Genomic DNA, 13247 nt, shown 5'->3' with positions numbered 1-13247 from the left:
TTCTCTACAAATCGTCGCGGCGTATCGTAATATCTGTTAGCTCGTTTCTTTGTATATGCTGTAACGCAACAATTAGTTGATCGGCCTCTTCGCTAATCGCTAGAACATCCGGATCTGTCAGACTGCCGCGCGCTTCGGCTATTTCATGAAGCTTTAGCCGCAACGACTGCAATTGTTTAAGCAAGTGTTTTTTGTCCATAGCTCGCTTCGGGGCACGCTCCTTATCTAGCACTCGTGTGGTAATGCTTCTATTATACTCGTAGAGCAATAAGGAGTTTGTAAAAACTTGTCGACGAACGTAGACAATTTTCGGGCATTATTCGACAAAATGAAGGTATTTTATCCAATTTCTAGTTCTTTTTGACTAGTAAAATCGATCAATATATGGAAAAAGTTACTTGCGTTAAATACAGAATAGTAAAATATACATATATATGAATAATTGAAAAATGTTAATAAAATCACAAATATGCTAATAACGCTCATCAAGTGCTTTAATGTTAACAATTCCGATAAATGGTTTCAGCGATTTACGGGTAATGGTGTCGAATGCCAGAAAAAACGGCTGTTAAAGAAGCTGTTTTAAGCGGCAGCATGCGCCTCGGATTTGGTCCAAATCCTCCACATCTTTGTAGCTATTATGAGGATAAATCCATTTGTATTATAAGAAAGTATGAAGTAAAATTATTTAAAACATTAGTCGTAATACAGGGAAATGAACATAAATTAGGATGTCGGGATGTGCCTTTGTGAATAATAAAGCAGTAATTTTGGGTTGTAATTATTATATAGGTTTAAGCACCATTCGTTGCCTAGGCATTAACGGTGTACATACGGTTTCCGTAGATTATTCGACTAAAGATACCTATGGCGCCGATTCAAAATATACGTCTGAGAGACTAATCTCTCCTCATTATAAAGAAGACACGGCAGCGTTCATTCGTTTCTTGAAGGAATATGCCCGCAAGCAAAGCGCTCCTCCTGTCCTTATTCCATGCCACGATTCTTATCTTGAGGTTATCGATGAGCATTTGGAAGAGCTTAGAGAACACTATCTCATACCACAAGACATTCCGGGCATATATTCGGATATGATGAATAAAGAGGTGCTGCAGCGCCTTTCTCTAGAAAATGGCGTAGCTGTTCCCGAAACGGTCCGTGTAGACGAAGATCGTTTCTTTGAGAAGATCGACGAAATCATTAAATATCCTTGTATCGTCAAACCAACAGATTCTCCGTCCTTCGTTGCCAAGTTTAGACGGAAGCTCTTTAAGGTACACAGCCGCGCTGAGCTCGAACAAGCGCTGGCCAAAGCGAAGGAAGCGGGCTTGGAAGTCATCGTACAGCGTATCATCCCGGGTTTCGACGATCATATGTATACATTCGACGCGTATTTAAACCAAGATTCAAAGGTCACTCACTGGGTCACTTGTCAAAAATTCCGCCAATATCCGATTAACTTCGGCGCATCGGTGTATACAGGGCAGAGATACGTACAAGAGCTGTTCGATATCGGAGCTCCTTTTCTAGAGAAGATGAAATGGAAAGGCTTCGCTGAAATTGAATTCAAAAAAGACGCCGAAACTGGCCGTTTTTATTTAATCGAAGTCAATTGCCGGATTACCAACCTGAACAACCTGCTGTACCGAGTTGGGGTAAATATTCCATGGATTACTTACCAAGAGTTAACTGGCGGCAACCTTGTGCCTCCCAAAGCCGTCAAAGAGAATACGAACCGTGTTTTCTGGTATGGATATGAGGACATGCTTGCTGTTCGCGATTACATCAAGACGGGTCAATTGACTTGGAAGCAAGTATTCGTATCCTTGTTTAAACCGAAAGCTTATGCGATCTGGGATTGGAAGGACCCGAAACCAGCCTTTTCCTATGCGGCTATCATCGGTGGCAAGCTTACGAAAAAGCTTCTAAGAAGATAGCCTGCGAAAATAGTAATAGGTAATAGAATGGAGCTGATCGTATGTTATTGACCTCCTTACTGAAAGATCTGAATTACACGCTCGTGAAAGGCGATTTGCATATTGAAGTAAGCTCCATTGCCTTTGATTCGAGGGAAGCCACAGCTGGCGGCGTGTTTGTTGCGATCACTGGCTTTTCGGTTGACGGACACCGTTTCATTGATAAAGCGATCGCACTTGGTGCGACGGTTGTTATTGTAGAGAAGGATGTTGATGTTCCCGAAGGCATAACGGTGTTGCTCGTTAACGACACGCGTGAGGCGCTCGCCCTGGTATCTGCTAACTTCTATCATCGTCCGACTGAGCAAATGAATCTTATCGGCATCACCGGTACAAACGGGAAGACGTCTACGACATATTTTCTAAAATCTATATTCGAGCAAACGGGGACAGCCCTCGGAATTATTGGCACGATCGGCACAGTTATCGGCGACAAGCTGATTCAAAATAAAAATACGACGCCGGAATCGCTGTATTTGCAACGAATCTTCTCCGATATGATCGAATCACATATGAAGCACTGCGTCATGGAGGTTTCTTCGCATGCGCTCAACTTGAAACGCGTTGCTCATTCCAGCTTCAAAACTGGCATTTTCACGAATCTAACGCCGGATCATTTGGAGCTTCACCATACGATGGAGGAATATTTCGAAGCGAAGGCTTTGCTGTTCGACATGACGACGGACTTTAACATTATTAATGCAGATGATAAATTTGGCCGTATTCTCATTGACCGATTGCAGCATAAAGGTCCAAAGCTGGTTACTTATGGCATTGAGCAGGAAGCTGACATTTACGCGACGGATATTACTTATTATGCCGACTATACGACTTATATTGTAAATACGCCAAAGGGCAGCATCGCAATTAAAGTAAACCTGCCTGGGACGATCTACGTATATAATAGTCTAGCCGCTATTGCAACGGCTTATTGCAATCAATTTACGCTACAGCAAATCGCAGACGGTATTTTGGCTGTTGAGGGTATTAAAGGCCGGCTGGAAGTTGTCTATCAAGATGAGGATACGAAGATCATCGTCGATTTTGCTCATACCGAGGACAGCCTGGAGAAGGCATTAAAAACAATCAGACCTTTTACCAAAGGCAAAATCATTCTAGTGTTCGGCGTTTACGCATCTGATGGGGAATCAGGCACAGAGAAACGTAGAGCGATGGCTAAGGTAGCCGCTACATTTGCTGATTTTTCCGTAATCACCTCTGATAATCCCAAGGAGCAGGATAATAATCTGATTATTAGGGAAATTATTGAAGGAGTCGAAGCTTATAACGGAGCTTATGAGGCCGTTATCGACCGAAGAGACGCTATTGCTTTTGCCATTGATATCAGCAGAAAAGACGATGTCATTCTCATTGCCGGCAAAGGTCATGAAACGTCGCAAATTATTGGGAAAACGGAAATCCCATTTAATGAATCGGAAATCGTCAGGGAAATCAAATTAAAAACGACGATTTGACTGCGCTTAAAACAATAAAGTTAATGAAAGGTATTCCACATGTGCGGTTTTGTAGGTTTTGCAGATAGTCGTCCCGACGTTGATCAAGTAGCCATTATTAAAGATATGATGGATATGATCGTTCATAGAGGACCCGATAGTGGCGGTATCTATTCGGATGAGGAAGTAACTTTAGGGTTTAGACGCCTCAAAATTATAGATATGTCTGAAGAAGCCAGCCAACCGATTTACAACGAGGATAAAAGCTGTGTTCTTGTATTTAATGGAGAAATCTACAATTATGTAGAGCTGCGCGAAGAGTTGATTCAGTGCGGACATACCTTTGTTAGCCATACGGACAGCGAGGTTATCATTCATGCTTATGAAGAGTATGGAACCTCGCTGCTTCAGAAGCTAAGAGGCATGTTTGCTTTTGCGATATGGGATACGAATACGGAAACGATGTTTCTCGCCAGGGATTTCTTTGGCATAAAGCCGTTGTATTATACACAAAACACAACGGATAATTCCTTTCTATTCAGCTCTGAAATCAAAGCTTTCTTAAAGCAGCCTGCCTTCCGCAAAGAGCTGAACAAGGATGCGCTCAAGCCTTACCTGACCTTTCAATACTCCGTGCTTGATGAAACGTTTTTTAAAGGCGTGTACAAGCTGAAGCCTGGTCACTATATGCTTTACAAACAAGGCAAGCTAGAAGTGAAGCCTTATTGGGACGTTAACTTTGCAGAAGAACCGAACAGCCTGTCCCATTACGTCAACCAAATTAAAAGCACAGTAAAAGAATCAGTCGCCTATCACCAAATTAGCGATGTGCCGGTCGGGTCTTTTTTGTCCGGAGGCATTGATTCCAGTTATATTACCGCTTTGCTAAAACCAAACAAAACATTTTCCGTCGGCTTTGAGGATTATGAAGGCAACTTTAATGAGACGAACCTCGCAGWGKATTTGTCAGAAATTTTAAACATCGAAAACTATAAACGACTGGTTTCAGCGGATGAGTGCTTCAAGATGCTGCCAACGATTCAGTACCACATGGATGAACCGCAGTCCAACCCATCCTCCGTGCCCCTCTATTTCCTAGCAGAGCTTGCGAGCAAGCATGTGACCGTGGTGCTCTCTGGAGAAGGCGCAGACGAAATTTTTGGCGGTTATGATTGGTACGATACGACACCAGCGATGAAAAAATACAAGAAGCTTCCGTTTGCAATCAGGCGGCCGTTATCATTATTGAGCGGCAAGCTGTCCAAAAACAGAATCACCTCCTTTGTTGTAAAAGGCGGACAGCGGGTTGAGGAACGTTTTATCGGTCAAGCTCATGTGTTTGAAGAAGCTGATGCCTTAGCCGTATTGAAGGACGAATATAAGCAAGGACCATCCGTACAAAGCATTACGAAGACTATGTATGATCAAGTGCGGGGCAAAGATGATATAACTAAAATGCAATATCTCGATCTGAAGCTTTGGCTTCCGGGAGATATTCTTCTTAAGGCAGACAAAATGAGCCTCGCCCATTCCATTGAGCTGAGAGTCCCATTTTTAGACAAAGTGGTTATGGATCTGGCTTCAAAGCTGCCTACTGATCTTCGTGTACATCCAAGCAATACGAAGTATGCACTGCGTACAGCTGCGAAGGAAGTACTTCCCGATGAATGGGCGAATCGACCAAAGGTTGGTTTTCCTGTACCTATTAGGCACTGGCTAAGACAAGAGAAATATTATAAGCTCGTTAAGGACATGTTTCTCTCGGACCGAGCGAAGCTGTTCTTTCATACCGATGAGCTGATGAAATATCTGGATTCGCATTATTCAGGCAAGCAGAACTACGCTAGATACATTTGGACAGTGTATGTGTTCCTTATATGGCATAAGACGTTCTTCGAGCAAGCGTAACAGGCATGGGGCAGCCACCGGCTGCCTGCTCGTTACACACTGTCGCATAACTATTACGGCTATAAAGTGAAGGAGCCACCAACATGAAAAGAATGATCAAGCTCCTGGTGTTATTGGGTATTATATTTTTTATTTATACATTGTTTACGAAAGAAGATGCAAAACCTGTATTCAATGAGAAAGTCGATTCTTCACCAACGACTGCCCCTACTCCAGAAATAGAGCAAGGAACAATTACAATAATAAGCAAAGACGAAGCAACGCAGCAGCCAATTAAAGATGCTGTATTTATAATAACCGCTGCTAATAGCGGATCGGTTATCGGCACCATGACAACAGACGAAATGGGTAAAGCAACATCTATTTTGCTCGATTACGGTACCAGCTATAAGATAAAACAACAGAAGGTCGGCAGGCCTTATCAGCTGTCGGAGGARGAGCATCAAATAGCGGTTAAAGGCCCTGAACAAGAGCTGACAACCACCAACAAAACGTTTGAATATGTGAAGGATTATGAGCGGGCAGCTGATGGCTCTATTAACATTAAGAAGGTTTATATGGATGTCGATACCATCATGCAGAAGCCTGAGCTGCCTAACGGCTGTGAAATTACTTCATTAACCGCGGTACTCAATTATTACGGATATGACGTTACCAAAACAGAAATGTCGGATAATTACTTGCCGAAGCAAGCTTTTATCACCAAGAACAATAAATTGTATGGGCCTGATCCCTATAAATCATACGCTGGCGAACCTAGGTCGTTAAAAGGCGGATTTTTCAGCTTTGCTCCTCCTATCGTGGAGGCGGCTAACTTGTATTTTGATGTCGCAGGGCGCAGCAACAGTACTTCAGATATTAGCGGCAGCACTCGGGAGGAAATCATCGAGCAGCTTAATAAAGGGATTCCTGTAGTAACTTGGATCACGCTTGATCTCACGCCGCCAAAAATGAATTACGCTTGGTATTTCAGTGATACTGGTGAATATTATTCAGCTCCTATTAATTTGCACGTGGTTGTCCTAAATGGATATGAGGATGGTAAAGTACATGTAATGAATCCGTTAAAAGGACAAGTTACTTACGATGCAGACACTTTTTTTAACAGCTATGACGCAATGGGAAGCCATGCTATGATCGTTGAATAACTAAATCATTTCAATTAAACACTTCATCAAAAGTAGGTTGAGGCAATGGAAGCTAAAAGCTTAGGCATCATAGGCGGGATGGGCCCAAAAGCAACATCCGTATTTTTCGATATGATTATCGAGCAAACGGCAGCAGACCGTGATCAAGAGCATATTGATATCGTCATTCTCAATCATGCCACTTTGCCAGATCGAACTGGTGTCATATTAGAAAACAAAGGCGAGTTGTTTCTCAAAGCGGTTGCTAAAGATTTCAAAATCCTTGAGGCAGCAGGCGTATCTAATATTGCGATTCCTTGCAATACGTCGCATTATTTCTATAATGATATGCAGCAAATGACAAGCATAAATATAATCAACATGGTTGATGAGACGCTGAAAAAGATCCATGACACCTTTGGAGAACACTGTAAGATTGGTATTCTAGCTACAAATGGAACGGTTAGCAGCGGCGTGTACCGTCATGGCTGCAATCAGTATAATATGCACCTTCACGAGCCTGAAGAAGCCATTCAGGAGCATGTGATGGACATTRTCTACAACAAGGTCAAACGCAATTTGCCTGTTGAGCCTTCCGAGTTTGAAGGCATCATTAACCACTTGCTCGTGCAGGATGAGTGCCAGTGTGTGATCATCGCATGCACGGAATTATCCTGCATACCGATCAAAAAAGACGTCGCAGCCTTTTGTGTAGATGCAATGACGGTGCTTGTACAAAGATCTATTGAGCTGTCGGGCAAACAAACCATCGCGAAATAAGAGCATTACAAAAAATCCGGAGATCATTCTCCGGATTTTTTTATGCTTTGGGCTTGTACTATTTTAGATTAAAGAAGATTGAGTTCTACATTAATGTTGCCTCTAGTGGCTCTAGAATACGGACATACCTGATGAGCGGCTTCGACCAATTCCTTCGCTACGTCTGCTTCAACGCCCTCAAGCGCAATATCCAGCTTCACAGCCAGCTCATATCCGCCATCTGCATCCTTGCCAAGCGTAACATGAGCGGTTACTTCGGTTTTCTCCACTTTAATCTTCTTCATCCGGCATACAACGTTAAGAGCACTCTCAAAGCAAGCTGCGTAACCTCCTGCAAACAATTGCTCTGGGTTCGTTGCACCACCCACTCCTCCAAGCTCTTTAGGGGCTCTCACATCTACATTCAAAATATTATCGCTTGAAACAAGCTTGCCATCTCTTCCACCTGTTGCCGTTACCGTAGCTGTATATAAGTTTTGCATCATTAATTCCTCCGTTTAGGTTTTTATTTTAGTACGTTACTTTGCATGCTCTAGACCTTGAAGCTCCCCATGAAAATGCACCTTATCGACAACGGCCTTTTATTTAACCTCCGTTACTTGAAATAACTTCTTGTTTTCTTATTGCCAAAGAGAGCCTTCTCTATTCTCTTTATGCAATTTGGTGCAGTGTTGAATTTGTATTTTATACAATTTAATTTTATAAAATATAATATACACTCGCTCATAGGCGATGTCAATAGTGCTAAGTTATATATGCTCAAATAACAAAACAGATTTCCTCCACATTTAGGGAAGAAATCTTGTTGTTTTATTATATTCAGTTAAATAGTAATCCTCATTCGATCTAAGAAAATCGCTCTAATACCCACTAAGTTGAGGGTTCTAGACTAATCTCGATTGTTTTCTTTCCTAACCGTTTGTTCAAATAATCACGATTTGCCAAAATGCGCTCATCTGTCGGCCGGAATTGTGCTGCTTTTTCATTATGATCGTACGCGGCTTCGTAATCACCTATGCCATCGTAACAAACGCATAGTTGAAGCTGCGGCAGCCATGTAGAACAAGCTAAATTCTCAAAGCCCCAGTTCTCTTCCGGCTTCTCCGTGCTCAGCGCTAATTTATACCAATAAATTGCCAGCTTATACTCTTGACGCTGTAAGAAATAATAACCGAGGCGGCAACAAAATTCTGGACGAGGCTTGTCGTAATGGAAAGAGCGGAAGATCGAATCGACCACGTTGCGTACTTCATTAAGCTCGCTGTAGCAATCTGCAAGCCTGCCGCAGGAAGCAATGTTATCCTCAATCCATCCTCTGCCCGTCGCAAGAAACTTTTCGTAGTACCTTATAGCAGCCTCATATTTCCCATGATCCTTAAGTTCATTGGCATAATAGAATAAATCGCGCGGAGAAAAGATTTCCCCTTTCGCCAGTCGTTTCTCATAAATGTTCAAATTGCGATTACTGTCATGATGTATACTGCTATGGGTTACGGCGATATCGCTGCTCAATATATCCCCGTAAACTTCAAGGTATTCATGCACCGGACCAATCCATTTGAAAGCACGCGATCTTTTTACAATTCGGTTTCGTCTTAGCTTTGAAGTTACATTACCAAATTCATCAAATGCCAAATGGTATTCCATAGAAATGGAGTCGACGGCAGGATCTACATTTTGTTTTAGCTCCAGCAGTTTCTGCTGATCGATTTCCTTCAAAATATCATCTGCATCCAGCCACATAATATGGGATTTGGTTGCTAAAGAAAAAGCATAGTTGCGAGCTGCCGCAAAATCATCGATCCATGTAAAATGTTCGATGCGATCGGTAAACTCGCTCGCAACCTGCTTCGTTAAATCCGTAGAGCCCGTGTCCACAATAATAATCTCATCAGCGATATCCTTCATGGAAGTTAGACATCGACCGAGCGTCTTCTCTTCATTTTTGACAATGAGGCACAAGCTGATGGAAATCAACAAAACCACACTCCCGCGAGTCGATTAGATTGATACATCATATTCTCATGCCATTGTCCTGTTACTTCTGCTTTATTAACTAACCCGAATGATGGTCAAAGCCGCACCTGCTCCGCCGCCTAACAGCGTTGCTGTTCCTAATAATCCAAACATTTGAAGCGTTATGGTGCTGCCAGCAGTCAAAGTAATAATAGTATCATTATTAAAGCTCGATACGCTTAGTACTGGAGCAACAGTAGATGCAAGATTGGCTGTACCATTAATTAGAAGACGAGTACTAAGAAGTAAGGCAGCCGTGGTATTGATTTGATAAGTGATATAATATCTGCCTGCATTAGCAACTGTAAAGGTATCATTCGCTCCGTTGACAGTAATATTTGCGCTTAGGTTTTGTGAGCTTGGGAGTGGTACATTTGTTCCTCCAAGCACAACAGCGATAAGTGCACCCGTTGTATTGCCAGCATAACTAGAATCGGCCGTTGGTTCAGCACCTGTTACACCTGTGGCTCCCGTAGTTCCGGTTGCTCCTGTTGCTCCTGTGACGCCATTTGTTCCAGTTGCTCCCGTCGCGCCTGTTACACCGTTGGCTCCTGTTGCTCCTGTGGAGCCTGTTACACCCGTTGCTCCTGCCACTCCTGTCGCACCTGTTGCCCCAGCAGTTCCTGTCGCTCCAGTTACACCGTCGGCTCCTGTTGCTCCTGTGGAGCCCGTTACACCCGTTGCTCCTGCTGTTCCTGTCGCGCCTGTTGTCCCAGCTGTTCCTGTCGCACCAGTTACGCCGTCGGCTCCTGTTGCTCCTGTAGAGCCCGTTACACCCGTTGCTCCTGCTACTCCTGTCGCACCTGTTGCCCCAGCTGTTCCTGTCGCACCAGTTACACCGTCGGCTCCTGTTGCTCCTGTGGAGCCTGTTGCACCCGTTGCTCCTGCTACTCCTGTCGCGCCTGTTGTCCCAGCTGTTCCTGTCGCACCAGTTACGCCGTCGGCTCCTGTTGCTCCTGTGGAGCCCGTTACACCCGTTGCTCCTGCTACCCCTGTCGCACCTGTTGCCCCAGCAGTTCCTGTCGCACCTGTTACACCATCGGYTCCTGTTGCTCCTGTGGAGCCTGTTGCACCCGTTGCTCCTGCTGTTCCTGTCGCACCAGTTACACCGTCGGTTCCTGTTGCTCCTGTGGAGCCTGTTGCACCCGTTGCTCCTGCTACCCCTGTCGCACCTGTTGCCCCAGCAGTTCCTGTCGCACCTGTTACACCATCGGYTCCTGTTGCTCCTGTGGAGCCTGTTACGCCCGTTGCTCCTGCTACCCCTGTCGCACCTGTTGCCCCAGCAGTTCCTGTCGCTCCAGTTACACCGTCGGCTCCTGTTGCTCCTGTGGAGCCTGTTGCACCCGTTGCTCCTGCTACCCCTGTCGCACCTGTTGCCCCAGCAGTTCCTGTCGCTCCAGTTACACCGTCGGCTCCTGTTGCTCCTGTGGAGCCCGTTGGACCCGTTGCTCCTGCTACCCCTGTCGCACCAGTTACGCCGTCGGCTCCTGTTGCTCCTGTGGAGCCTGTTGCACCCGTTGCTCCTGCTATTCCTGTCGCTCCTGTTGTCCCAGCTGTTCCTGTCGCACCAGTTACGCCGTCGGCTCCTGTTGCTCCTGTGGAGCCTGTTGCACCCGTTGCTCCTGCTACTCCTGTCGCGCCTGTTGTCCCAGCTGTTCCTGTCGCACCAGTTACACCGTCGGCTCCTGTTGCTCCTGTAGCACCTGTTGCTCCAGCAGTTCCTGTCGCTCCAGTTACACCGTCGGCTCCAGTTGCACCCGTCGTTCCTGGTAATCCAGTCGCCCCGGTCGCCCCGGTCGTACCTGTTTCTCCTGCTCCCGTAGCACCAGTTGCTCCTGTAGCACCACTCGCCGCAAGCAGCATATAATCTGGCGATGTTCCCGGTGTGCCTGTTGGCGGCGCCGTATTCACGATATACGTGCTTCCATTAAACGTTACGACCTGACCTACTGGATAGCCTGGCGCCGCGAGTGGATCAAATACCACGATCCCACTTAGACCAACTCCTGTTGCTCCTGTAGATCCAGTAGCACCTGTTTCTCCTGCTCCCGTTGCACCTGTTGCTCCTGTAGCACCACTCGCTGCAATCAGCGTATAATCCGGTGAAGTTCCAGGTGTGCCTGTTGGCGGCGCCGTATTCACGATATACGTGCTTCCATTAAACGTTACGACCTGACCTACTGGATAGCCTGGCGCTGCGAGTGGATCAAATACCACGATCCCGCTTAGACCAACTCCTGTTGCACCGGTAGATCCGGTCGCACCTGTTTCACCCGCTCCCGTTGCACCTGTTGCACCACTCGCTGCAAGCAGCGTGTAATCTGGCGAAGTACCTGGTGTGCCTGTTGGTGGTGCCGTGTTTACGATATAGGTGCTTCCATTAAACGTTACGACCTGACCTACTGGATAGCCTGGCGCTGCGAGTGGATCAAATACTACAATTCCACTCAGACCGACTCCTGTAGATCCGGTAGATCCCGTCGTTCCTGRCGCTCCTGTTACTCCTACTCCTGTCGCACCTGTTGCACCAACAGCTCCCGTTGGACCTGTCGATCCCGTTGCTCCATCTGTTCCCGTTGCACCTGTTGCTCCCGCTCCCGTAGCTCCCGTTGCACCTGTTGCACCACTCGCCGCAAGCAGCGTATAATCTGGCGAAGTTCCCGGTGTGCCTGTTGGCGGCGCCGTATTCACGATATACGTGCTTCCATTAAACGTTACGACCTGACCTACTGGATAGCCTGGTGCTGCGAGTGGATCAAATACTATAATTCCGCTTAGTCCGACTCCTGTAGCTCCGGTAGATCCAGTCGTTCCTGTCGCTCCTGTTGCTCCTACTCCTGTCGCACCTGTTGCACCGACAGATCCAGTTGCTCCTGTGGAACCTGTTACACCTGTTACTCCGTCTGTTCCGGTTGCACCCGTTACTCCCGCTCCAGTCGCGCCAGTTGCACCTGTTGCACCACTCGCCGCAAGCAGTGTATAATCCGGTGAAGTTCCAGGTGTGCCTGTTGGCGGAGCTGTATTCACGATATAAGTGCTACCGTTAAACGTCACAACTTGACCAAGAGGATAGCCCGGTGCTGCGAGTGGATCAAATACTACTGCTCCGCCTAGACCGACTCCTGTCGCACCGGTAGACCCCGTTGTTCCCGTAGCACCCGTTACTCCCGCTCCAGTCGCGCCAGTTGCACCTGTAGCACCACTTGCTGCAAGCAGCGTATAATCCGGTGAAGTTCCAGGTGTGCCTGTTGGCGGCGCCGTATTTACCACATACGTGCTTCCATCAAACGTTACGACCTGACCTACTGGGTAGCCCGGTGCTGCGAGTGGATCAAATACTACTGCTCCGTCTAAACCGACTCCTGTCGCACCTGTAGATCCTGTTGTTCCTGTTGCTCCCGTTACTCCCGCGCCAGTTGCACCTGTAGCACCACTCGCTGCAAGCATCGTATAATCTGGCGAAGTACCTGGAGTGCCTGTTGGCGGCGCCGTATTCACCACATAGGTCCTTCCGTTAAACGTTACGACCTGACCTACTGTATACCCCGGTGCTGCGAGTGAATCATAAGCCACGACACCGTCTAGACCTACTCCTGTTGCACCTGTCGGACCAGTTGCGCCTGCTACTCCCGCACCTGTAGCACCAGAAGCACCAGTTACTCCTCTTGCTGCAAGCAGCGTATAGTCCGGCGAAATACCGGGTGTTCCTACTGGAGAAGACGTATTTGCAACATACGTGCTCCCATTAAACGTAACCACTTGGCCTGCTTGATAGCCAGGTGCTGCGAGTGGATTAAACACAACAATACCATTTAAGCCTGTGCCTGTGGCTCCTGTAGTTCCTGTAGCTCCCGTGGCACCTGTTGACCCAACAGCACCTGCTGCCCCAGGACTGCCCGCAGCTCCCGTTGCCCCGGTTGCTCCTTTTGCACCTGTATCTCCATCCGTTCCACGAAAACCTCTGTGCCCCCTCAAACCTCGAGGTC

The 13247-nt window shown here is 46.5% G+C and carries 10 protein-coding genes; 6 read left to right on the top strand and 4 right to left on the bottom strand.

From position 1 onward, the window contains the following. Positions 1-4: 4 nt before the first annotated feature. Positions 5-199 (bottom strand): Spo0E family sporulation regulatory protein-aspartic acid phosphatase, encoded by a 195-nt coding sequence (locus AB4Z17_RS06475; protein WP_441912789.1) that lies wholly within the window; start codon positions 197-199, stop codon positions 5-7. Positions 200-549: 350 nt separating this feature from the next. On the opposite strand from AB4Z17_RS06475, the gene AB4Z17_RS06470 reads away from it, so the two are divergent. From AB4Z17_RS06470 to AB4Z17_RS06445, 6 genes are all read left to right on the top strand, one after another. Continuing rightward, entirely contained in the window at positions 550-753 is a 204-nt protein-coding gene (locus tag AB4Z17_RS06470) for a hypothetical protein (RefSeq protein WP_339205953.1), read from the top strand. Beyond that, a complete protein-coding gene (locus AB4Z17_RS06465) occupies positions 750-1937 on the top strand; it encodes a carboxylate--amine ligase (RefSeq protein WP_441958829.1) in 1188 nt (395 codons plus the stop codon). The genes AB4Z17_RS06470 and AB4Z17_RS06465 overlap by 4 nt, the downstream gene beginning before the upstream one ends. 41 nt (positions 1938-1978) lie before the next feature. Next, on the top strand, positions 1979-3451 hold the full coding sequence (locus AB4Z17_RS06460) for a UDP-N-acetylmuramoyl-L-alanyl-D-glutamate--2,6-diaminopimelate ligase (RefSeq protein WP_441912787.1): 1473 nt from the start codon (positions 1979-1981) through the stop codon (positions 3449-3451). Positions 3452-3490: 39 nt separating this feature from the next. Continuing rightward, positions 3491-5338 carry an asparagine synthase (glutamine-hydrolyzing) gene (asnB, locus tag AB4Z17_RS06455; RefSeq protein ID WP_441958827.1) on the top strand — a complete coding sequence of 616 codons (1848 nt, stop codon included), beginning with the start codon at positions 3491-3493 and terminating at the stop codon, positions 5336-5338. 83 nt (positions 5339-5421) lie between these two features. Further along, positions 5422-6486, top strand: a complete 1065-nt coding sequence (locus tag AB4Z17_RS06450) for a C39 family peptidase (RefSeq protein WP_441912785.1) — start codon at positions 5422-5424, stop codon at positions 6484-6486. A gap of 45 nt (positions 6487-6531) precedes the next feature. Further along, positions 6532-7245, top strand: a complete 714-nt coding sequence (locus tag AB4Z17_RS06445) for an aspartate/glutamate racemase family protein (protein WP_441958826.1) — start codon at positions 6532-6534, stop codon at positions 7243-7245. 68 nt (positions 7246-7313) lie between these two features. Here the strand turns inward: AB4Z17_RS06445 and AB4Z17_RS06440 are convergent, their stop codons facing one another. The 3 genes from AB4Z17_RS06440 to AB4Z17_RS06430 all read right to left on the bottom strand — a co-directional run bounded on the left by AB4Z17_RS06440 (position 7314) and on the right by AB4Z17_RS06430 (position 13236). Further along, the gene (locus tag AB4Z17_RS06440; protein ID WP_076271553.1) at positions 7314-7727 is read right to left on the bottom strand and encodes an organic hydroperoxide resistance protein; all 414 of its coding nucleotides are present in this window, start codon (positions 7725-7727) and stop codon (positions 7314-7316) included. A gap of 388 nt (positions 7728-8115) precedes the next feature. Then, on the bottom strand, positions 8116-9222 hold the full coding sequence (locus tag AB4Z17_RS06435; protein WP_441958864.1) for a glycosyltransferase: 1107 nt from the start codon (positions 9220-9222) through the stop codon (positions 8116-8118). Between the two features lie 75 nt (positions 9223-9297). Then, positions 9298-13236: a BclA C-terminal domain-containing protein gene (locus AB4Z17_RS06430; protein WP_441958824.1), complete on the bottom strand. Its 3939-nt coding sequence runs from the start codon at positions 13234-13236 to the stop codon at positions 9298-9300. Positions 13237-13247: the final 11 nt, after the last annotated feature.

Origin of the sequence: Paenibacillus sp. TAF43_2, assembly GCF_052113545.1 — a bacterium.
Taxonomy (GTDB): domain Bacteria; phylum Bacillota; class Bacilli; order Paenibacillales; family Paenibacillaceae; genus Pristimantibacillus.
This window is presented reverse-complemented; position numbering and strand designations above follow the sequence as displayed.